The following is a 19,355-nucleotide window of genomic DNA, read 5'->3' as shown; positions in this document are numbered from 1 at the left end:
GTGGGTGGGGCGGGGTGGCCGGTTCAGGGCCAGGACGTCTCGCGCATGGGCAGCACCATCACCTCGGGGATCACCGTCTCCGGTGGCTGGGTGAGCACGAAGCGCACGGCGCGTGCCACGCTGGCGGGGTCCTGCAGCAGGCCGGGGTCCAGGTCAGGGAAGCGGTCGAAGAGGAAGGGCGTGCGCATGCCGCCCGCGACGACGGCCGACACCTTGATGCCCTGCGGCCGCAGCTCGGCATGCAGCGCATGCGACAGGCCCAGCAGGCCCCACTTGGTGGCGTGGTAGGCGGACGCATTGGGCCAGGCGCGCTTGGACGCGGTGGAGGCGATGTTGACGATGTGGCTGCCGCGCTCCATCAGCGGCAGGGCGGCCTTTGCCATCAGGAACGGGCCGGTGAGGTTGGTGTCCACGATGCGCCGCCAGTCCGAGCTGCCGAGCTCGGCCAGGGGCGCGGTGACATCGATGGCGGCGTTGTTCACCAGGGCGTCGATGCGGCCGAAGCGCTCGCGCACCACCTGCATGGCGCGTTGCACCTGCACCTCGTCGCCCACGTCCAGGCCCACGGCGATGGCCGGCACGTCGCGCTCGGCCAGCGTCGCGGCCTTGTCCTCGGCGCGCTCGAAGGCGAGGTCGGCGATGACCAGCTGGGCGCCGGCTTCGCCCAGCAGGTCGGCGATGGCGCCACCCAGGCCGCGCGAGCCGCCGGTGATGAGGATGGTCTTGCCGCGCAGGTTGCCCAGCTGGGCGTCGGCGGCGGCAAAGGATTCATGGACGGACGACGCGGGGGACGACATGGCACCTCCTCGATGTGCATGGGTGAATTCGATGGGCCGCCGTGGGCATTCGGTGTTCCTGCGTGTGGGACCTGTCCGACCTATGCGCACACGGCCCCGAGCTGCCGCAGCGCCGCGCGCAGCACAGCGTCGGGCATGACCGCCTGCGCGCAGGGATGGCCCTCATGGGGGCAGACGCGGTGGCCGCAGGGCCGGCAGGCCATGTCCTCGGCCAGCACGCGGTGGCGCTGCGTGTCCAGGGGTGCCCAGCGCGCCACGTCGGAGCCGCAGCTCACCACCACGCTGGGCACGCGCAGCGCCGCGGCGATGTGCGACAGCCCGGTGTCGTTGCAGACCAGCAGGCGCGCGCGCTCGAGCAGCGCGCCCAGCGACCACAGGTCGGTGCGGCCGCACAGGTCCACCGGCGTGTGGCGCATGCAGGCCCGCACGTCGGCCACCAGGCCGGCCTCCGGCGCGGACCCGGTGAGCACCACCCGCAGGCCCCGGTCGGCCAGGGCGTCGGCCACCGCCGCGAAGCGGCGCGGGTCCCAGCGGCGCGAGGGCAGCTGCGAGCCGGGGTGGACGCACACGTAGGCCGGCCCGTCCACGGCCGGCCAGGCGGCGCGCAGGGCGCGCCGGTCGTCGTCGCCGACGGGAAACTCCAGCGACGTGCCCTGCCGGGGCAGGCCCAGGTGGTCGGTGAGGGCCAGCAGGCGCTCGATCTCGTGGCCCTGCTCGGGCCAGGCGCAGCACAGCTCCTCGTCGCCCGCCGGGCGCCACACGCCGGGCCGCGCGAACGCCGCCATGTGCCGCGCGCCGAAGCAGGCCACCAGCGGGTTCACCACCTCGCCGCTGCCGTGCATCTGCAGCGCCAGGTCGAAGCGCCTGGCCTGCAGCTGGGCCAGCGCGTCGGGCAGCCGCCGCACGTCGCAGGGCACCTCGGGCAGCCCGGGAAAGCCGGGCAGCTCGATGAAGTCATCGATGCAGGACAGCCGCTCGGCCAGCGGCCGCGCCCAGGCCAGGCCCACCAGCGTGATGCGGGCGGACGGCCAGGCGGCCCGGACCGCGCGCCACGCCGGCACGGCGCACAGCAGGTCGCCGAGCATCAGCGCGCGGAACACCGCGATGCGCTCCACCGGCGCCGTGAGCGCACGCAGCACCGCCGGGGCCACGGGGTCGACGCTCACGAGGCGACCCTCTACGCGGAGCGCGAAGGCGGGCGCGCCTCCGAGCGGCCCGGTGCCGCGGCAGGCAGCAGTGCCAGCGCGGCGTCCACCACCTGCGTGGTGCCCACGTCCAGCAGGCAGCGGTGGTGGCCTTGCGGGCACACGCTCTTCAGGCAGTGGCGGCAGGGCACGTCCTGCCAGAGCACGCGCGCGCGGGCCTGCCACGGCGTGTGCTGCGGGTTGGTCTGCGCGTACAAGGTCACCACCGGCGTGCCCACCGCGGCGGCCAGGTGGCTGGGGCCGCTGTTGTTGGTGAGCACGAGCCGCGCGGCCTGCACGAGCGCCGCCAGGCCAGGCACGTCGAGCTGGCCCGCCAGCGAGACGGCTGGCCGGCGCATGGCGGCGCGGGCCTCGTCGATGAGCGGCTGCTCGCCCGGGCCGCCGGTGAAGACGACATCCAGCGCGCCCGCTTGGGCGATGCGCTCGGCCGCCTCGCCGAAGCGCCGGGCGGGCCAGCGCCGGGAGGCGGCCGTGGCCCCGGGGTGCACCAGCAGGTAGGGCCGGCCGGCGGCCAGGCCGGCGGCGGCGCACGCGGCCGCGGCCGCGGCGTGGTCGCACGGCCGCAGGTGCAGCCGCAGCCGGGTGTCCGCCGGACGCGGCCCGCCCAGGTGCGCCACCAGGTCGAGCTGGCGCTGCACCTCGTGCCGCATGCCGTCGGCCACCTGCTCGGTGTCGCGCACCCAGTGGCTCAGCAGCGCGTACGGGTTCTCGCGGCAGTGCGCCAGCGCGAGCGGAATGCCCGCCAGGCGGCACAGCATCGCCGCCGGCAGCGGGCTCTGCGTGCACACGGTGAAGATGACGGCCGCGTCGAAGGCGCCGGCCGCCAGGCGCGCCACCAGGGCCGCTTCCGCGTCGCCGGGGCGTGCGCCCTCCGTGCCCGTGCGCAGCTTCATCCATGGCACTTCCGCCGCGATCACCGCGTCCACCGCGTCCAGGCAGGGCGCCAGGGCGGCGCCGGAGGGGGAGGTGAGCAGGGTCACGTGGGCCTGGGGCAGCGCCTCACGCAGCGCGTGCAGCGCGGGGGTGGTCATCACCACGTCGCCCATCTGGTCCAGCCGGACGGCGAGCACGCGGCGCGCGCCGCGCCAGCGCGCATCGACACCTGGCGCCGGGGACGATGAAGAAGGGGCGCTGGGCGGGGAGGGCGGAACGCTCACGCCCGCGCCTCGGGCGGGGCCTCGAGCATCGCGGCCACGCCGCCTCCCAGCGCGGCACGGCGCAGCACCACGGCCGAACGCTGCGGCCCCGTCACCGGCGTGGGCTCGCCGCGCGCTTCTCGGTACACCTCGGCCAGGTCGTGTGCGATGCGCTCCCAGGTGAACCGGGAGCGCACCCGGCGGATGCCCGCGCGGCCCAGCGCACTGGCCAGCGAGGGGTTGTCGCGCAGCAGGGCGAGCCGCTCGGCCAGGGCGTCCGGGTCGTGCGGCGGCACCAGGTAGCCGGTCACGCCGTCCACCACCGAGTAGCGGATGCCGCCCACGTCGCTGCCGACCACGGGCGTGCCGCAGGCCATGGCCTCCAGCGGCGTGATGCCGAAGGGCTCGTACCAGGGCGTGCTGACGAACACGTCGGCCGCCACGTAGCAGGCCCGCAGTGCGTCGCGCTGGCGCTGGCCGGTGAAATGCACGCGCTCGGCGATGCCGGCGTCGCGCGCCACGCCGCGCAGGCGCGCGATCTCCGGCGTGCTGCGCTCGTCCGGCACGGCGCTGTTGCCCCCCACCACCAGCAGGCGCACGGGGCGCCGGCCATCCGCACGGGGGGCCATGCGCCCCACGGCCCGGATGACGTTGTCCACGCCCTTGCGCGGCACCATGCGGCCCAGCTGCAGCACCACGAACTCGTCGTCGGCCAGGCCCAGCTCGCGGCGCGCGCGCGCCTTGTCGCCGGGGCTGAACTCGGTGAGGTCCACGCCGCAGGGCACCATGCTGATGCGGTCGTCGTCGCCGCCGTACAGGCGCAGCAGGTCCTCGCGGTCCTGCGGGCACTCGGCCACCACGCGGTCGGCCCGGCGCACGAGGCGCTTCTCGATGGCGATGCGCTGCTCGGGGAAGCCGTCGGCCGCGCCCTGGTGCTCGCGCCGCACCAGGCCCAGCGCATGGAAGGTGACCACCAGCGGCGTGCCCAGCCACTCCTTGAGCTTCAGCCCCACCAGGCCGGACATGAAGAAGTTGGCATGCACCACGTCGTACGGCACGCTGTGGCGAAAGAGCTGCCGCGCCGTGTGGGCGAAGGCCGGCATGTGCGGCAGCAGCTGCTCCTTGGGCACCGCGGCGGCCGGCCCGGCCTGCACGTGCAGCACGCGCATGCCCGGGCGCACGTCCACCGCGGTGGGCAGGGTCGGGTCGTCGCGCCGGGTCAGCACGTCCACCTGGTGGCCCATGGCGGCCAGGCAGCGGGCCACGTGGGCCACGTACACGTTCTGGCCTCCCGCGTCCACGCCGCCCAGGGCGGCGAGGGGGGAGGCATGCTCGCTGATCATCGCGATGCGCAGGGGAGGCGAGTCCATGGTGAGCCCTTGAGAGGTGTTTGGGCCCCCCATGGCAATCCGAGTGCCGCTGCTCCCGCGCGGCCGGCTCAGCTGTTGCCGCCCGGCTCGGAGATCTCGCGCAGCGTGTCGTCGGTGTGCGCGTCCTGCCGCGTGGCCAGGTCGCCCAGCGAGACGATGCCGATGATCTCGTCGTCCTCGTTGACGACCGGCAGGCGCCGCACCTGGGCGTCGCCCATCAGCTGCATCACCTCCTCGGCGTCCTGGTCCGGCGAGACGCACTCCACCTCGGGCGTCATCACGTCGGACACGCAACCCTGGTCGGGCGCGAGGCCCGCGGCCACGCCGCGGACGGCGATGTCGCGGTCGGTGACCATGCCCACCACGCGCTTGCCGTCGCACACCGGCAGCGCGCCGATGTCCAGGTCCAGCATGATCTGCGCGGCGCGTTGCAGCGTCTCCTCGGGGCTGATGGTCTCGGGGTCGTTGGACATGATGTCGCGGACTTGGGGCATGGTGTGTCTCCAGTGAGGGGGTCGGGAGGAAAAGGCAATCGACCCCAGCCGGGCGGCAATCCACGCGCCATGCGGTGCACGCGCTGCGGGCCGTGCGCGCCCTGGGCCGGCACCACGATTGCCGCCGGCCGGGCCCCCCTCCGCCCCGAGCCACACGCCATGTCCCCGCACCGCACCGTCCGCCCGGCCGAGCGCCCCGCCGTCTTCATCGACAAGGACGGCACGCTCGTGGAGAACGTGCCCTGGAACGTGGACCCCGCCGAGCTGCGCCTGATGCCCGGCGCGGCCGAAGCGCTGCAGGCGCTGGCCTGCGGGGGCTTCGCGCTGGTGGTGGTGACCAACCAGTCGGGCCTCGCCGAGGGGCGGTTCAGCGCGGCGCAGTTCGCCTCACTGCGCGCGGCGCTGCGGCAGATGCTGCGCGAGCGCGGTGTGACGCTGACCGATTTCCTGCACTGCCCGCACGCCGCCTCGGCCGACGGCCGCCCGGCCTGCCTGTGCCGCAAGCCGCAGCCCGGCATGCTGCACCGCGCCGCCCGGCTGCACGGGCTGGACCTGGCCCGCTCGTGGATGGTGGGCGACATCCTCGACGACGTGGAAGCCGGGCGCCGCGCGGGCTGCCGCAGCATCCTGCTGGACAGCGGTGGGGAGACCGTCTGGCGCCGGACCCCGCTGCGCGTGGCCGACCACCGTGTGGACGACTGGATCGACGTGGCCGAGCGCATCCTCGGCGATCAGCGCCGGATGCCGAACGGCTTGACCATGGCCGGTCACGGCTGAGCGTCAGGACGCGGTGTCGGGGTCGTCTCGCCCTGCGACGTCGCCGGTACGGCTCAGGGGACATGCCGTGGGCAGGCGTGCCGCCAAGTCCTGGCGCAGGGCCTGCAGCGCGGCGATGCGGCCGTCGATCTCCTGCAGCTTCTGGGCAAGCACCGCCACCACCCCGGCCGCAGCGTCCGGGCCGTCCCACACCTCGGGCAGGCGGTGGCCAATCTCGGCCAGCGTGAAGCCGAGCTGCTGCGCCGTGCGGATGTACTGGACCAGCATGACCGTTTCCGGCGGGTAGTGGCGGTAGCCATTGCTCAGGCGCCGCGCACGAATCAACCCCTCGCGCTCGTAGAAGCGCAGGGTTTCACGCGTCAAACCACTGGCGGCGGCGAGTTCACCGATGCGCATGGAACGGGCACTGTGGCGTCAGCGACAAAGGTCGTGCAAAAAGGGCTTGACCCTGTAGCGTACTTCACCCTTGACACTCGCCCTCGACTTGTCAAGGAGATCGCATGTTTCCCGACCGCTTCCTTCGCATCGTGCGCACCAGCGCCTGGTACGACCTCGCCATTACATGGCCCTTTGCGCTGCCCTGGACGTTCGTGTGGCTGCATGGCCGCCTGGCCGACACGGCAGTCGGCCTGGGCGTGCCCGGGGCCTGGCCCACACTGGACGCGACGCACGTGCTGTTGGCCAACCTCATGGGCTCGGTAGTGGTGGTGTGGTCGCTCGCCCGGCTGATGGACCCCAGCGTTCGGTTGGGGCGGCTCGATGCGGCCGCGCGCGGCCTGTTCGCCGCCTGGCAGGTGACGGCGGTGCTGAACGGGGCCAGCGCCTTGCTGCTCGCATTCACCGTGGTGGAGGTCGCATTCGGCGTGCTGCAGGCCCTGCCGGTGCGGCGCGGCGTGTCGACGGAAGCGGCGACGCCAGCGGTCTGACGGCGACACGGCACCCTCCGGGATGCCCAGGCGCCCGGGCCGCCGGGCGCGCCGCACCGTGTGCACCGGGAGCCATGGTCGCAGCGATGACGACGACCGCCGTCCACCCGGCCCGGAGGGCAGGCCCAAGGGCGGACGCTACAAGCGCGAATTCGGTGTCGAACAAGGTGGAGCTCCCTGTGGGAGGGGGCTCGGGGGAGCGGTGCGCAAGGCCGCAGGCCAGGAGGCGGCGCGGCTTCTGCCGCGCGGGCTCCTAGGCCGGCTGCCCGGCAGGCAGCACGGCGCGGTACACCGCCAGGGCGCCTGCGACCGCCGCGGCGGCGATGAGCCAGGCGGCGATGCGTTGCAGCAGGGCGCCGTCGAGGCGGCGGCCGTCGGCGCCGGGGCTGCCGGTGGCGCCGATGACGAACAGGTGCGCGGGCAGGGCCACCAGCAGCAGCATGCCCAGGATGAGTTGCACGCTGCTGCCCTCGGCCGGGTCGGACAGCAGGGGCCAGAGCCAGGGCCAGGCGCCCGCAGAGAAGGCGCCGGCCAGGGCGGCGGTCAGGCGGGTGGGGCGGATCATGGCGCGATGCTAGCCCACGGCCGAGGACCGGGGCGCCGGTCGCGTGGCGCCCGGTTGGCGCTGTGGCGGTGGCGGTAGCGGTAGCGGTGGCGGTGGCGGTGGCGGTGGCGGCGCGTCAGGCCGCGCGCAGGCCGGGGCGCGGTGGGTGGGCCTCGCGCACCGGCGGTCGGCGGCGCGCGGCGGCCTCGCGGCGCTCCGGCTGCTCCGCCCAGCGCCGGAAGTAGGCGATGGTGCGTCGCAGGCCCGCGTCCAGGTCGTGGTGCGGCCGCCAGCCCAGCGCCTGGGTGGCCAGCGTGATGTCGGGCTTGCGCCGCAGCGGGTCGTCCACGGGCAGCGGGCGGAACTCGATGGCCGAGACGGCGCCGGTCAGACGCAGCACCCGTTCGGCCAGCTGCAGCATGGTGCACTCGTTGGGGTTGCCCAGGTTCACGGGCGTGCGCACGGCGCTGTCCATCAGCCGCAGCAGGCCGTCCACGGTGTCGTCCACATAGCAGAAGCTGCGCGTCTGCAGGCCGTTGCCGTACACGGTGAGCGGCCGGCCGGTGAGCGCCTGGGCGACGAAGTTGCTCACCACGCGCCCGTCGCCCGGGTGCAGGCGCGGGCCGTAGCAGTTGAACAGCCGGGCGATGCGCACGTCCACGCCGCGTTCGCTGGCATAGGACACGCACATGGCCTCCGCGCAGCGCTTTCCCTCGTCGTAGCAGGCGCGCGGGCCGGTGGGGTTGACGTGGCCCCAGTAGGCCTCGTGCTGCGGGTGCACCTGCGGGTCGCCGTACACCTCGCTGGTGGACGCCTGCAGCAGCCGCGCGCCATTGGCCTGCGCCAGCTCGAGCAGCCGCCAGCTGCCCAGGGTGCTGGTGAGCACGGTGCGCACCGGGTGGCGCTGGTAGTAGGCCGGGCTGGCCGGGCAGGCCAGGTTGTAGATGCGCTCGGCGCGCTGCGCGGCCGCCGGCAGGGGCTGGGTGACGTCGTGCGGAATGAACTCGAAGCGCGGGTGCTCGCGCAGGTGCTCGATGTGCTCGTGGCTGCCGGTGGACAGGTCGTCCAGCGCCACCACGTGGCAGCCCGCGTCGAGCAGGCGGTCGCACAGGTGGCTGCCCACGAACCCCGCGGCCCCGGCGACGAGCACCGTGTGCGCGGGCGGGCGGTGCGGGGCGAACGGGGCGGCCGGGGGCGTCGGGGTGGGGGTGGCGGCGGTCATGCGGCGGCCATGGCATTCGCCGTGCCGGCGAGCAGCACGCGCCGCTCCACCTCGCCCAGGCGCAGTGGCTCCCGGCCGTCGGCCAGGGCGCGGTGCAGCAGCCGCCGCACGCAGCGCCGGATGGCGGCATGCTCCACGTCGGCCGGGTGCAGCTCCAGGCGCCACAGCGGCGCCCGGCGCTCGGTGGCCGCGAGCCAGCCGGCCCAGGCCAGCGAGAGCACCCGTCGCCACGCGGCCCGCGTGCTGAAGACCAGGCTGCGCGCATGCAGGCGGCGGCCCTCGGGCAGCGTGACGATCTCGTTGAGCGTGCAGGTGTAGGCGAAGCCCGAAGCGCGCACGGCGTCCTGCGCGGCCGGGCTCATCAGCCAGGCCGGCGGCACGAAGCCTCGCATGCCCAGGCGCAGCTTCAGCGCCCAGGCGCGCCCGATGGCGAGCCGGCGCAGCGCCTCGGCGTGGTCCAGGGCGGCGAACTCGCCTTCACCCGCCGTGTACACCTGCCGCAGCCAGCGTTCGCGCGCCGTGGCGGGCGGGGGGCCTTCGTCGCGGTGGGTCAGGCCGTGCAGCGCGAGCTCGTGCCCGGCCTCCTGCATGCGGTGCAGCCAGCGCACGAACGGCGCGGTGGCGGGCTCCCCGTGCAGCGCAGGCACCACCAGCAGCGTGATGCGCAGCCGCACGTTGTGGCGGTGGGCCACCGCGCGCAGCATGGACAGCAGGCGCCGGCAGGCCGGCCAGGTGGCGGGCGCCACGTCGTGCAGCACGACGGCCACGTGCCGCGGCGGCCGCGCGGGCGGCGCGCGCCGGGGCTCAGGCATGGCCCAGCGCCCCGGGCGCCCAGGCGGCGGGCCCGCCGCCGTCGGGGGCGTGGCCGGCACCCAGCAGGCGCAGATAGTGGCCGGCCAGGTGGTCGATGACGTGCGGCCAGTCGTGGGCGCGGGCGCGCGCCAGGGCGGCCTCGCAGGGGCGGTCGTCGGCCGCCGCCAGCGCGGCGCGCAGCGCCTCGGCCCAGTCCTCGGCGCGGTCGCTGTCCACGCGGGTGCCCACGCCGTCGGCCAGCTCCGCCAGCCCTTCGCGGTGGCGCACCACCAGCGGGCGGCCACAGGCCATGGCCTCCAGCGCCGCCAGGCCGAAGGTCTCCTGGTCCCCCGCGTGCGCGAACACGTCGGCACTGGCCAGCAGGCGGGCGACCTCGGCCGCGGGGCCCGGCGGCAGCAGCCGCACCGCGCGGCCGGGCCGGGGCGGGCGCGGCCCGGCGCCCATGGCCACCAGCACGTGGCCGGGGCCCAGGCGGTCCACCGCCGCGGCCAGCAGGTCCAGGTGCTTCTCCGCCGAGAAGCGGCCGGCGTAGGCCACCAGCCGCGTGTGCGGCGCCAGGCCCAGCCGGGCCAGCAGCGCGCGGCGCCAGGCCGGCTCGCGCGCCTCGGGCCGGAAGATGCGGCAATCCACGCCCAGCGGCTGGTGCATCGCGTGGCGCACGCCCAGGTCGGCCAGGCGGGCCGTCATGGCGCGGCTGGGGGCCAGCACCAGGTCGAAATCGGCGTACAGGCGGGCCAGGTGGCGCCGGGCCTGGCGCTCGCCCCAGTCGGCCACGCGGCCCTGGCCGCCGAGCAGGCCGCGCGCCCAATGCGTGAGGTCGCTGTGGCAGAAGGCGATGGCCGGCACCTGCAGTGCGTTGGCCGCATCCGCCACCGCACTGGCCAGCACGAACGGGTCGGCCGCCTCGATGAGATCGGGCTGGCAGCGCTCGATCAGCGCGGCGGCGCGCTGGCGTTGCACCACGAACCGGTAGCCGCCCGAGGCCGGCACGGGCCAGCCGCCGCAGTCCACCCGGCCGGGGCCGCGCACGCCGGGCGCCATCAGGGTGTGCCGCCAGCCGCGCTGGCGCAGGGCGCTGCGCTTGGTCTCGATCACGCGCCGCACACCGCCCACGCCGGCCGACGACCAGAACATGGTCGCGTCCAGCAGGTGCGGGCGCAACGCCGCGCCGAGGCCGGCGGCCGGCAGGGTGCGTCTCATCCGCGGCCCCCGCGGGCCTGCTCGGCGGCCTGCAGGGCCAGGCCCCGCCAGCAACCGGCCACGGCCAGTGCAAAGGCCTCGTCCCAGGCCGGCATGGCGCCGCTGGCGGCCACCACCAGGCCGTCCAGGCAGACGCCGCCCCACAGCAGGCTGTCGTCGGCTTCCAGGCGGTGCGGTTCCATCCACTGCAGCCGGCGGCTGTCCATGCCGTGGCGCCAGCTCAGGCGGGCCTTGTCGCGCGCGTAGGCGGCGTAGTCCACGTCCCAGCGGTCGCGGTCGCCCACGGACTGCTCATGCACCACGGCGTGCTCGAAGCTGCCGGCGCCGGGGCGCACGGCCGGGTCCACCATCACCAGGTGCAGCACGCCCAGGCCGCTCACGGCCGGGTCGGCCAGGGCGGCCTGGATGAAGGGAAGGGTGCGCGCCACGGCCTGGGCGGCCGTGGCGGCATTCGCAAAGCGGCTGCTCGCCACTGTGCTCAGTTGCGGTCGCTGCGGGCGGCCAGGCCGGAGCTGTCGGAACCCGACATGTTGGCGCTGTCCGTCGAGCCGCTCATCGTCGATCCCGAGGTGGTGGACGAACCGTAGGTGCTGCTGCCCGTGCTGCCGGTGTTGCCGGTGTTGCCGGTGGTGCCCATCGTGCCGGCGGGTGTGCCGGTGCCGGTGCTCGTGCCGCTGCCGTAGCTGCTGGTGCCGGTGGCGCCGGTGTTGCCGGTGGTGGTGCCCGTGCTGCCGGCCATGGAGTTGCCGGTGCTGCCCGTGCTGGTGGACACGGTGCCCGCCGAGCCGCTGGACGTGCCGGTGGCCGTGGTGCCGTCGGTCGTCGTGCCGGTGGTGGTGGGGCCGGTCGCACCGGTGTTGGTGCCCATGGACGAGCCGGTGCTGCCCATCGTGCCGGACGTGCCGGTGGTGCCGGTGGTGCCCGACGTGCCGGTCGTGCCGGTCGTGCCCGACGTGCCGGTGGTGCCCGTCGTCGTGCCGGTGCTGTTGTACGTGCCCTGCGGGTTGGTGGCGCTGGTCGAGTTCGACGTCGAGGTGGTGGTGTCGGGGCCGGTCGAGCCGGAGTTGCCCGGGGCGCCGCTGCCGGAGTTGCCCTGCGCGACGGCGACGCCGCCGACGACGACCAGGCAGGCCGCCGCGGCGGTGGTCAGGCGAGTAACGAGCTTGTTCATTCCAGGACTCCTGAGGAAGGTGCGTTGAGGAAGCCGCCAGGCCGGGGGAGGAGGGTCCTGACGTCGTGGTGGGACTTCGGCAATCCGCGTGCCGCGCGCCCGGTGGGTGGCACGGCCCGTGGGCCGGGCGCACCGGCGACTTTTGCGCCTTGTCGCCGCGCGGTGGGGCGGGCGCAGCGCGGTGTGCCGGCATGTGGCCTGCCCGATGGGCGCATCGCAGCCACCCCGACCAGGAGACCCGCATGCCTCACCGTGCCCCCCCGACGCCACCCAGCCAGACGCTGGCGACCCAGCGCGAGATCCAGGACGAGCAGGACCGCCGCGACGCGAAGGCGGACGACCGCCAGGGCCAGGAGGACCCCGGCGAACAGAAGGCGGTGCAGGCGGGCGCGCGCGAGCAGCCGCAGAAGCTGCCCGCGCAGCACCTGCCCAAGCCGGGCCGCGAGGCCGACCTGCGCCTTGCGCCGCGCTTCGAGGCACCCGATTACCGGGGCAGCGGCAAGCTGGACGGTTTTGCGGCGCTGATCACCGGCGGCGACTCCGGCATCGGCCGCGCGGTGGCGGTGCTGTTCGCGCGCGAGGGCGCGGACGTGGCCGTGGCCTACCACTCGAGCGAGGAGGACGCGCAGGACACGCGCCGCCACGTGGAGAAGGAAGGCCGGCGCTGCCTGCTGCTGCAGGGCGACGTGAAGGACGATGCCTGGTGCCGCGAGGCGGTGCGGCGCACCGTGGACACCTTCGGCCGGCTCGACGTGCTGGTGAACAACGCGGCCTTCCAGGAGCATGCCGACTCCCTGGAGGACATCGACGACCGGCGCCTGATGGAAACGCTGGACACCAACGTAGGCGGCTATTTCCGCATGGCCCGCGCGGCCCTGCCGCACCTGAAACCTGGCGCCTCCATCATCAACACCGGCTCCGTGGTGGGCCTGCAGGGCAGCGAGAAGCTGCTGGACTACTCGGCCACCAAGGGTGCCATCCATGCGTTCACGAAGTCGCTCGCGCGCAACCTGCTGCCGCGCGGCATCCGCGTCAACGCCGTGGCGCCCGGCCCGGTGTGGACCCCGCTGAACCCGGCGGACAAGCCGGCCGAGGACGTGGCCACCTTCGGCCAGTCCACGGATTTCCACCGGGCCGCCCAGCCGGAGGAGCTCTCGCCCGCGTTCGTGTTCCTGGCCGCGCCGGTGTGTGCCGGCTACATCACGGGCATCGTGCTGCCGGTGACCGGCAGCGTCGGCGCCATCTGAGGCGGGCGCCCGCGACGCGAAGCGACACGGCTGTCACCGAGGCACACCGTTTGCCAACGCCGTGTCGGGCGCTTACCCCGAGCGCTGCCCCAAAGTCCCCACCAAGGAGTTGTCACCATGAACCTCATCATCTGGCTCGTTGTCGGCGGTCTGCTCGGCTGGATCGCCAGCCTCATCATGCGCACGGATGCCCAGCAGGGCGTGATCCTCAACGTCGTCGTCGGCATCATCGGCGCATTGCTCGGCGGCTGGTTCATCTCGCCGCTGGTGGGCGTGCCCACCATCAACCAGGGCAGCTTCAGCGCCGGTGCGCTGCTGGTGTCGCTGCTGGGCGCGATCATCCTGCTGGCGATCGTGAACCTGGTGCGCCGCGGCTCGGCCCGTTGAGCACCCGGCGCCCCGCCATGGCCGCCCCCACCTCCGACGACGGGCAGGACGGCGGTTCGCTGACCCGCACCCTCCAGGCCCTGCTGCACGAACTGCCGGGCCTGGTCAGCGACCGTGTCGAGCTGTTCGCGCTGGAGCTGGGGCGCGCCGCCTCCGCCCTGGCCCGCCTGGTCGCCTGGGTGGTGGCCATCGCCATCCTCGGCGTCACCGCCTGGCTGGCCCTGTGGTCGGGCGTCGTGGTCGGCCTGGTGCAGGCCGGCTGGCACTGGTCGCTGGCCCTGCTGGCGGTCATGGTGGCCAACCTGGCTGCCGTGGCCTTCGCCGTCACGCAGGTGCGCGGCCTGGCCGGGCGCGTCAGCCTGCCGGCCACCCGACGCCATCTCACGCTGGCTCGCCGGTCCGACCCGGACAGCGAGCCTCCCTCTTCCCCCGTGCACGCCCACGACCCGCATGCCACCCGCCTCCACGACGCCGAACGTCCCCTCCACTGAGGCGGCCGGCCCCGGCCAGCCGCGTGGCATGCCGGCCGGCTGGTCGGGGCCCCCCGGGCCCCACGAGCCGCAGGGCCAGGACCTGGACGAGCGCATCCTGCGCGCCGAGCTGGACCTGATGGCGCGCGACGAACGCGTGCGCGACCTCACGGCCCAGCTGGACCGCCAGTGGACGCGCCTGCGCGAGCCGTCGCGCTGGGCCGCCCCGGCCGCCGGGGTCGGGCTGGCCGTGGCGGCGCTGTGGGCCTGGCGCCACTGGGCGCACCGCCACCCCTCCGGCGGCGCCCGCGCGCGGCCCGGCAGTGCCGACGCGCGCGTGCGCCGCATGGAAACCACCGCCAAGCGCCTGTCGGTGCTGCAGGTCATCGCCATGGTGTGGCCCTTCCTGCCGCGCACCTGGCACCAGCGCTGGGGGCCCACGTCCACCAGCGCGATGTTCAATCTCGGCGGCTCGCTCGCCCGGCGCTGGATGGCCGGCCGTGGGCAGCCCCCCTTCGCCTGGCCGCCCGGCGCCCTGGACATGCTGCGCATGCCCGGCGGCACGGCGGCGCCCCTGCGCACGCCGGCCACGACCGACGGGGCGGCCTTCGCCCCTTCGCCGACGGCCGCGGCGCCCGCGGGCAGCGTGCAGCCCGTGGCGCACGTGGACCTGACGCGCTACGCCGGCACCTGGCACGAGATCGCCCGGCTGCCCAACCCCTTCGAGCGGCCCTGCGCCGGCCAGCCGCAGGCGCACTACACGCTGGTCAGCGGCGGCCAGCTGCGCGTGGAGAACCGCTGCCAGATGGCCGATGGCGGCTGGCGCCGTGCCGTGGGCGAGGCCCGCGTGGTGGCCGGCAGCGGCGGCGCGCGGCTGAAGGTGAGCTTCCTGCCGCCCTGGCTGCGCTGGATGCCCGTCGGCTGGGCCGACTACTGGGTGCTGTTCGTGGACGAGGGCTACAACGTGGCCCTGGTGGGCGAGCCGCACCGGCGGCAGCTGTGGCTGCTGTCGCGCACCCCGCGCGTGCCCCGGCCGCTGCTGGAGCGCATGCTGGAGCAGGCCGAGCGCCAGGGCTTCCCCATCGGCCGCCTGATCGCCTCGGCCTGAGCCGCGGGGCGGCCGGCCGCTACAGCAGCAGGAAGGCCGCCGCCGCCACGAGGGTGGGCAGCAGGGCGCCGGCCAGCAGGCCGCCCGCCCCGATCGACCCGTCCTCGAAGCCGGGGCGCAGCAGCGCCACCCCGGCGGGGTTGGGCGCATTCGCTATCACCGTGAGGCCGCCCCCGGCCACGGCGCCCGCGACCAGCATGGTCTTCGCCTCCGGCGCCATGCCGGGGATGAGCGAACCCAGGTAGGTCAGCGCGGCGTTGTCCGTCACGGCCGTCAGGCCGAGCGCGCCGAAGAACAGCGACAGCGGTTCCAGGCCGCCCACGATGGGCTGCAGCCACCAGCGCTGCATGCCACCCAGCACCACCAGGCCGGCGAGGAAGAAGCCCACCAGCAGGGCCTCCTTGATGATGAGCGGGCTCTGGTGGCGCTCGTAGGCCTGGGTGAAGCCCAGGAACATCAGGAACAGCGCGATGAAGGCCACCGGGTGGTGGGCCATCACCACCACGCCGGCCAGCAGCGCCACGTGCACCGCCACGATGGGCACCGGCACGCGCGGCTCGGCCGCGGCGGCCGCCGCATGGCGCGACGTCCGGTCGGCCAGGTCGCGCAAGGGGCGGGCCAGCACCAGCGTGGCCAGCGTGGCGTTCAGGACGACCGCCAGCGCGGCCTTCCAGCCGAACTGCGCCAGCATGAAGGCGCTGTCCCAGCCCCAGGTGCCCGCCACCATCAGCACGGGCGGCGCCGCGTACGAGGTGAGGGTGCCGCCGATGGAGATGTTCACGAACAGCACGCCGAGCGCGAAGTACTTGGCGCGCTCGGGAATGCCCGGGCGGAACACCAGCGGGGCGAGGGTCAGCGCGGCGATGGTCATGGCCGCCGGCTCGGTGATCAACGACCCGAGCAGCGGCACGGCCGCCAGCCCCAGCCACACGGCCGTCGCCTCGGTGGGCAGGGGCACCCGCCGGGCCAGCGCCGAGACGCCGTCCATGACCGTGCGCAGCACCGGCCGCGAGGCGGCGATGACCATCACCACGAAGACGAACAGCGGCTCGGTGTAGTTGCGCGACTCGGCGTAGGCCAGCGCCTCGGCCCCGCTGGCCAGCAGCGCCATGGCGGCCACGAGCACGATGGCCCAGAAGCCGAACACCACCTCCACCTCGCCCAGCAGGTGCCACAGGCCGGCGTGGCGGGGGTAGCGGTGGGACAGGCGCTCGAACTGCTTGGCCGCGAAGGTGTGGACGAGGGCCACGGCGAAGAGCACCGCAGCGGTGATCTCCATGTCGGTCGGATGGGGCATGGGGGCAGGTAAAGCAAAGCTGCACGGGCGGCCCGACCCGTGCTGACACCTGCCAGTGCGTCCGCGTGCTCGCGTCCGCCGCGCCGCGCGTTCACGCGGCGCTGGCACCCAGTCATGCAGTCTAACCTGCCATTCGCCGGCTTCCCCTGGCGGCCCGGGGTGGGCGGCCGCTAGCCTGGGCGCACCCTCACTGCCTGCACACCGCGTGCACACTGCCATGCGCCACTGGCTCCGCGCCCACCGAGGCTTCCTGGTGTTCCTGCTCTGCCTGGGCGTGTTCCGCACGGCCGTGGCCGACTGGAACCCCGTGCCCACCGGCTCCATGCGCCCGACCATCCTGGAGGGCGACGTGGTGTTCGTGAACCGCCTGGCCTACGACCTCAAGCTGCCGCTGAGCGACCTGGTCGTGGCCCGCCTGGGCGAGCCGCGGCGGGGCGACATCGTCACCTTCCGCTCCCCGCGTGACGGCACGCGGCTGATCAAGCGCCTGGTGGCACTGCCGGGCGACGTGGTGGCCATCGACGACGGCGTGCTGTCCGTCAACGGCGAGCCCGCCCGCTACGACACGCTGCATGCCGTGGTGGAGGCCCAGGCCGGCGGGGGGCCGCGGGCGGCGCTGCGCGCCGAGGAGGCGCTGGACGGCCGCTCGCATGCGGTGCAGTTCCTCGCGGGCTGGCCGGGGCCGCGGCGTTTCGGGCCGGTGGTGGTGCCCGCGGGCCACTACTTCATGCTGGGCGACAACCGGCACGACAGCGAGGACTCGCGCTTCATCGGGCCGGTGGCGCGGCCCCTGCTCATCGGCCGGGCGGAGCGCACGCTGGTGTCGGCCGACATCCTGGGGCACTGGCTGCCCCGCTGGGAGCGCACGGCCGCGCCGTTGCGTTGAGCCGCGCGGTGGCCGCGCGACCGCCGCGTCCGCGCGACCGGCGCGGCCGGGGCATCAGCCGCGGGCCGCCTGCTGCAGCGCCTGCACCAGCTCGCCGGGGCTGCAGGGCTTGTGCAGCACCGGGAACTCGCCGCTGGGCAGCCGGATGTGGCTGTAGCCGGTGATCAGCACCACCGGCAGGCGCGGGAAACGCTCGCGCAGCGTGCGTGCCAGGGCCACGCCGTCCATGCCGCCGGGCATCACGATGTCCGACAGCACCGCGTCGAAGCGCGAGCCGCCGTCCATGAGCGACAGCGCCTGCTCCGCGCTCAGCGCCGGGGTGACCGCGGCGCCGTGGGCACCGAGCACCGCACTCGTCACCTCGCCCAGCGAGGCGTTGTCGTCCACCAGCAGCACGCGCAGGCCGGCCAGGTCGGCGCCGCCGGCCGGTGCCGCCGCGGCGGCGGGCGAGGCGGCCGCCGTGGCCGCGGGCGCGGCCGGCAGCAGCAGCGTGACGGCCGTGCCCAGGCCAGGGGCCCCGGCGATGCGCACCTGGCCACCGGCTTCCGTGCAGAAGCCGTGCACCTGCGCCAGCCCCAGGCCCGAGCCGCTGCCCATGGGCTTGGTGGTGAAGAAGGGCTCGAACGCGCGGCGGGCCACCTCGTCGTCGAGGCCGCAGCCGTCGTCGGTGAGCGTGATCTGCACATGCTCGCCCGGCGGCAGCCCGGGGTGGTCGGCCGGGTCGGCCCGGCGCATCTCCAGCACCACGTGCCCCCGGCCGGCCGGCGCGTTGTGCAGCGCGTCGCGCGCGTTGAGCGCCAGGTTGATGAGCGCGAGCTCCAGCTCCCCGGGGTCCACCACCACCGGCGGCGTGCCGGGCTCGACCTGCAGCTGCACCTGCACGCGCTTGCCCAGCACGATCGCCAGCAGTTCCTGCCACTCGGGTGCGGTGCTCACCAGGTCCACGCGCTCGGGCCGGGTGGCATGGCGGCCGGCGAAACGCAGCAGGTGCTGGGTGAGCCGCCGCCCCGATTCCACCGCGCGGCGGATGGCGCCGAGCGGGCTCTGCATCTCCTCGGCCGCGCCGGCCCGACGCTCGATGAGGTAGGCGCTGTTGCTGATCACGCCCAGCAGGTTGTTCACGTCGTGCGCCACGCCGCCGGTGAGCCGGCCCAGCGCCTCCACGCGCTGGCCCTGGGAGGCGCGCTGCTCGGCGTCCCGCGTGCGGGCCACGGCCTGGGCGACACGGCGTTCCAGCTCCTCGTGCGAGGCGCTGAGCGTGCGCGAGGCCTCGGCCAGCGCCTGGGCCACCTGGTCGAACTCCGCGATGCCGGTGGGCGCCGCGCGCACCGGCTCGCTGCGCTGCATGCGGGCGGCCATGCCCTGCAGCGCCGCCGCCGGGCGGGCGATGCGCCGCGACAGCCACAGTGCGCCACCCACGGCCAGCCCCAGCAGCACCAGCCCGCCCAGCAGCAGGCCGGCCACGGCATCGCGCCCGCTGGCGGCGAAGCGGTCGCGCGGCACGGCCACGAGGAAGGTCCAGCCCTGCGAGGCCTGGGCAAAGTGCCCGCGCACCGACCGGCCGTCGAGCGACGTGCCCTCGAAGGTGCCTTCGGTGCGGCCGCGCATCTGCTCGCGCAGGGAGTCGCTGCCCGGCCGGCCCACGAAGCTGAAGCCGCCCGGCTGCCGCGCGACCACCGTGCCGGACTGGTCCATCACCGTGGCGATCCAGTCCGGCGGCAGGCGGTGCTTGTCGAGGATGCCCTGCAGCTCCTGGGGCAGGATGGTGACGGCCAGGTTCAGCACCACCTGGCCGTCCTGGTGCACCGGCTCCACCACCGTGGCGTGCCAGGGGGTGCCCGCGGCGCGCGCCATGGGCTGCAGCTTGGCCGAATCGGCCAGCGCGGGGCCGCTGCCCGGCGCGGGCGGGGCGGTGGCCGCGGCCGGCCGGGTGCTGAGCAGCACCTCGTCGCCCGAGCGCAGCTCCACCCAGCCGGCGAGCCCGGCCATGACGTGGCGCGCCTGGCGCTCGAAGGCGGCGAGCTGCTCCGGCTCCGGGCGCGGGCTGGTCTCCAGCAGGGGGGAGCTGGCGAGCGCGCGCGCGATGGCGGCACGCTGGGTGAGCTCGCGGTCCACCACCATGGCCAGCGCGGAGGCGTTGTCGTGCACCACCTGGTCCAGCGCATCGCCTTCCGCGCGGTAGGTGCTGACGATCACCCACAGGGCGCCGGCCAGCGCGGGCAGCAGCACCGACAGCACCAGCAGCAGCAGGCGGGAACGCAGGGAAAAGGCCATCGGTGGGGCACCAGCAGAGGCAGAGCGCCGC

The 19,355-nt window shown here is 75.0% G+C and carries 21 protein-coding genes; 7 read left to right on the top strand and 14 right to left on the bottom strand.

Annotation, left to right across the window (positions count from 1 at the left end; genetic code table 11):
• Window positions 1-23: 23 nt before the first annotated feature.
• The 5 genes from ACE3UN_RS00215 to ACE3UN_RS00195 form a co-directional block, all read right to left on the bottom strand.
• The gene (locus ACE3UN_RS00215; protein ID WP_374672884.1) at window positions 24-797 is read right to left on the bottom strand and encodes an SDR family oxidoreductase; all 774 of its coding nucleotides are present in this window, start codon (window positions 795-797) and stop codon (window positions 24-26) included.
• An 80-nt stretch (window positions 798-877) separates the two neighbouring features.
• A complete protein-coding gene (locus ACE3UN_RS00210; RefSeq protein ID WP_374672883.1) occupies window positions 878-1,963 on the bottom strand; it encodes a glycosyltransferase family 9 protein in 1,086 nt (361 codons plus the stop codon).
• Between the two features lie 11 nt (window positions 1,964-1,974).
• Window positions 1,975-3,159: a glycosyltransferase family 9 protein gene (locus ACE3UN_RS00205; protein ID WP_374672882.1), complete on the bottom strand. Its 1,185-nt coding sequence runs from the start codon at window positions 3,157-3,159 to the stop codon at window positions 1,975-1,977.
• Window positions 3,156-4,493, bottom strand: coding sequence for a glycosyltransferase family 4 protein (locus ACE3UN_RS00200; protein ID WP_374673181.1), 1,338 nt, complete (start codon window positions 4,491-4,493; stop codon window positions 3,156-3,158). The genes ACE3UN_RS00205 and ACE3UN_RS00200 overlap by 4 nt, the downstream gene beginning before the upstream one ends.
• Window positions 4,494-4,576: 83 nt before the next feature.
• Complete coding sequence (locus tag ACE3UN_RS00195; RefSeq protein ID WP_374672881.1) at window positions 4,577-5,002, bottom strand: CBS domain-containing protein; 426 nt, start codon at window positions 5,000-5,002, stop codon at window positions 4,577-4,579.
• Window positions 5,003-5,161: 159 nt separating this feature from the next.
• Here ACE3UN_RS00195 and ACE3UN_RS00190 point away from each other — a divergent pair, with 159 nt between their 5' ends.
• On the top strand, window positions 5,162-5,779 hold the full coding sequence (locus ACE3UN_RS00190; RefSeq protein WP_374672880.1) for a D-glycero-alpha-D-manno-heptose-1,7-bisphosphate 7-phosphatase: 618 nt from the start codon (window positions 5,162-5,164) through the stop codon (window positions 5,777-5,779).
• 3 nt (window positions 5,780-5,782) lie between these two features.
• Here ACE3UN_RS00190 and ACE3UN_RS00185 read toward each other — a convergent pair whose 3' ends face one another.
• Window positions 5,783-6,175, bottom strand: a complete 393-nt coding sequence (locus ACE3UN_RS00185; RefSeq protein WP_374672879.1) for a MerR family transcriptional regulator — start codon at window positions 6,173-6,175, stop codon at window positions 5,783-5,785.
• Between the two features lie 104 nt (window positions 6,176-6,279).
• Here ACE3UN_RS00185 and ACE3UN_RS00180 point away from each other — a divergent pair, with 104 nt between their 5' ends.
• Window positions 6,280-6,705: a hypothetical protein gene (locus ACE3UN_RS00180; RefSeq protein ID WP_374672878.1), complete on the top strand. Its 426-nt coding sequence runs from the start codon at window positions 6,280-6,282 to the stop codon at window positions 6,703-6,705.
• Window positions 6,706-6,958: 253 nt separating this feature from the next.
• Here the strand turns inward: ACE3UN_RS00180 and ACE3UN_RS00175 are convergent, their stop codons facing one another.
• The 6 genes from ACE3UN_RS00175 to ACE3UN_RS00150 form a co-directional block, all read right to left on the bottom strand.
• A complete protein-coding gene (locus ACE3UN_RS00175; protein ID WP_374672877.1) occupies window positions 6,959-7,270 on the bottom strand; it encodes a hypothetical protein in 312 nt (103 codons plus the stop codon).
• A 115-nt stretch (window positions 7,271-7,385) separates the two neighbouring features.
• Window positions 7,386-8,471 carry a UDP-glucuronic acid decarboxylase family protein gene (locus ACE3UN_RS00170; protein ID WP_374672876.1) on the bottom strand — a complete coding sequence of 362 codons (1,086 nt, stop codon included), beginning with the start codon at window positions 8,469-8,471 and terminating at the stop codon, window positions 7,386-7,388.
• Window positions 8,468-9,283: a DUF2334 domain-containing protein gene (locus ACE3UN_RS00165; RefSeq protein ID WP_374672875.1), complete on the bottom strand. Its 816-nt coding sequence runs from the start codon at window positions 9,281-9,283 to the stop codon at window positions 8,468-8,470. Before ACE3UN_RS00165 ends, ACE3UN_RS00170 begins: the two co-directional genes overlap by 4 nt.
• Window positions 9,276-10,484 carry a glycosyltransferase gene (locus ACE3UN_RS00160; RefSeq protein ID WP_374672874.1) on the bottom strand — a complete coding sequence of 403 codons (1,209 nt, stop codon included), beginning with the start codon at window positions 10,482-10,484 and terminating at the stop codon, window positions 9,276-9,278. Before ACE3UN_RS00160 ends, ACE3UN_RS00165 begins: the two co-directional genes overlap by 8 nt.
• Window positions 10,481-10,957: a hypothetical protein gene (locus tag ACE3UN_RS00155; RefSeq protein WP_374672873.1), complete on the bottom strand. Its 477-nt coding sequence runs from the start codon at window positions 10,955-10,957 to the stop codon at window positions 10,481-10,483. Before ACE3UN_RS00155 ends, ACE3UN_RS00160 begins: the two co-directional genes overlap by 4 nt.
• A gap of 5 nt (window positions 10,958-10,962) precedes the next feature.
• Entirely contained in the window at window positions 10,963-11,655 is a 693-nt protein-coding gene (locus ACE3UN_RS00150; protein WP_374672872.1) for a hypothetical protein, read from the bottom strand.
• A 242-nt stretch (window positions 11,656-11,897) separates the two neighbouring features.
• Here ACE3UN_RS00150 and ACE3UN_RS00145 point away from each other — a divergent pair, with 242 nt between their 5' ends.
• From ACE3UN_RS00145 to ACE3UN_RS00130, 4 genes are all read left to right on the top strand, one after another.
• A complete protein-coding gene (locus tag ACE3UN_RS00145; RefSeq protein WP_374672871.1) occupies window positions 11,898-12,902 on the top strand; it encodes an SDR family oxidoreductase in 1,005 nt (334 codons plus the stop codon).
• 117 nt (window positions 12,903-13,019) lie between these two features.
• Window positions 13,020-13,289 carry a GlsB/YeaQ/YmgE family stress response membrane protein gene (locus tag ACE3UN_RS00140; protein ID WP_374672870.1) on the top strand — a complete coding sequence of 90 codons (270 nt, stop codon included), beginning with the start codon at window positions 13,020-13,022 and terminating at the stop codon, window positions 13,287-13,289.
• 17 nt (window positions 13,290-13,306) lie between these two features.
• Entirely contained in the window at window positions 13,307-13,780 is a 474-nt protein-coding gene (locus ACE3UN_RS00135; RefSeq protein WP_374672869.1) for a phage holin family protein, read from the top strand.
• The gene (locus ACE3UN_RS00130) at window positions 13,740-14,867 is read left to right on the top strand and encodes a lipocalin family protein (protein ID WP_374672868.1); all 1,128 of its coding nucleotides are present in this window, start codon (window positions 13,740-13,742) and stop codon (window positions 14,865-14,867) included. The genes ACE3UN_RS00135 and ACE3UN_RS00130 overlap by 41 nt, the downstream gene beginning before the upstream one ends.
• 19 nt (window positions 14,868-14,886) lie before the next feature.
• Here ACE3UN_RS00130 and ACE3UN_RS00125 read toward each other — a convergent pair whose 3' ends face one another.
• Window positions 14,887-16,164, bottom strand: coding sequence for a putative Na+/H+ antiporter (locus ACE3UN_RS00125; RefSeq protein ID WP_374672867.1), 1,278 nt, complete (start codon window positions 16,162-16,164; stop codon window positions 14,887-14,889).
• A 217-nt stretch (window positions 16,165-16,381) separates the two neighbouring features.
• On the opposite strand from ACE3UN_RS00125, the gene lepB reads away from it, so the two are divergent.
• Complete coding sequence (lepB, locus tag ACE3UN_RS00120; protein ID WP_374672866.1) at window positions 16,382-17,050, top strand: signal peptidase I; 669 nt, start codon at window positions 16,382-16,384, stop codon at window positions 17,048-17,050.
• A 54-nt stretch (window positions 17,051-17,104) separates the two neighbouring features.
• On the opposite strand, the gene ACE3UN_RS00115 is transcribed toward lepB, so the two are convergent.
• Window positions 17,105-19,324 carry an ATP-binding protein gene (locus tag ACE3UN_RS00115; protein WP_374672865.1) on the bottom strand — a complete coding sequence of 740 codons (2,220 nt, stop codon included), beginning with the start codon at window positions 19,322-19,324 and terminating at the stop codon, window positions 17,105-17,107.
• Window positions 19,325-19,355: the final 31 nt, after the last annotated feature.

This window comes from Ideonella sp. (assembly GCF_041918995.1).
In the GTDB taxonomy this organism is placed as follows: Bacteria; Pseudomonadota; Gammaproteobacteria; order Burkholderiales; family Burkholderiaceae_C; genus Ideonella.
The sequence above is the reverse complement of the archived record's forward strand: the minus strand, read 5'-3'. Positions and strand labels throughout refer to the sequence as shown.

Bases quoted from the DNA above. Each gene is read 5' to 3' on its own strand.
- ACE3UN_RS00215 (WP_374672884.1), bottom strand. From the start codon at position 797: ATGTCGTCCCCCGCGTCGTCCGTCCATGAATCCTTTGCCGCCGCCGAC.
- ACE3UN_RS00195 (WP_374672881.1), bottom strand. From the start codon at position 5,002: ATGCCCCAAGTCCGCGACATCATGTCCAACGACCCCGAGACCATCAGC.
- ACE3UN_RS00190 (WP_374672880.1), top strand. From the start codon at position 5,162: ATGTCCCCGCACCGCACCGTCCGCCCGGCCGAGCGCCCCGCCGTCTTC.
- ACE3UN_RS00185 (WP_374672879.1), bottom strand. From the start codon at position 6,175: ATGCGCATCGGTGAACTCGCCGCCGCCAGTGGTTTGACGCGTGAAACC.
- ACE3UN_RS00180 (WP_374672878.1), top strand. From the start codon at position 6,280: ATGTTTCCCGACCGCTTCCTTCGCATCGTGCGCACCAGCGCCTGGTAC.
- ACE3UN_RS00175 (WP_374672877.1), bottom strand. From the start codon at position 7,270: ATGATCCGCCCCACCCGCCTGACCGCCGCCCTGGCCGGCGCCTTCTCT.
- ACE3UN_RS00170 (WP_374672876.1), bottom strand. From the start codon at position 8,471: ATGACCGCCGCCACCCCCACCCCGACGCCCCCGGCCGCCCCGTTCGCC.
- ACE3UN_RS00165 (WP_374672875.1), bottom strand. From the start codon at position 9,283: ATGCCTGAGCCCCGGCGCGCGCCGCCCGCGCGGCCGCCGCGGCACGTG.
- ACE3UN_RS00160 (WP_374672874.1), bottom strand. From the start codon at position 10,484: ATGAGACGCACCCTGCCGGCCGCCGGCCTCGGCGCGGCGTTGCGCCCG.
- ACE3UN_RS00150 (WP_374672872.1), bottom strand. From the start codon at position 11,655: ATGAACAAGCTCGTTACTCGCCTGACCACCGCCGCGGCGGCCTGCCTG.
- ACE3UN_RS00145 (WP_374672871.1), top strand. From the start codon at position 11,898: ATGCCTCACCGTGCCCCCCCGACGCCACCCAGCCAGACGCTGGCGACC.
- ACE3UN_RS00140 (WP_374672870.1), top strand. From the start codon at position 13,020: ATGAACCTCATCATCTGGCTCGTTGTCGGCGGTCTGCTCGGCTGGATC.
- ACE3UN_RS00135 (WP_374672869.1), top strand. From the start codon at position 13,307: ATGGCCGCCCCCACCTCCGACGACGGGCAGGACGGCGGTTCGCTGACC.
- ACE3UN_RS00130 (WP_374672868.1), top strand. From the start codon at position 13,740: ATGCCACCCGCCTCCACGACGCCGAACGTCCCCTCCACTGAGGCGGCC.
- ACE3UN_RS00125 (WP_374672867.1), bottom strand. From the start codon at position 16,164: ATGCCCCATCCGACCGACATGGAGATCACCGCTGCGGTGCTCTTCGCC.
- lepB (WP_374672866.1), top strand. From the start codon at position 16,382: ATGCGCCACTGGCTCCGCGCCCACCGAGGCTTCCTGGTGTTCCTGCTC.
- ACE3UN_RS00115 (WP_374672865.1), bottom strand. From the start codon at position 19,324: ATGGCCTTTTCCCTGCGTTCCCGCCTGCTGCTGCTGGTGCTGTCGGTG.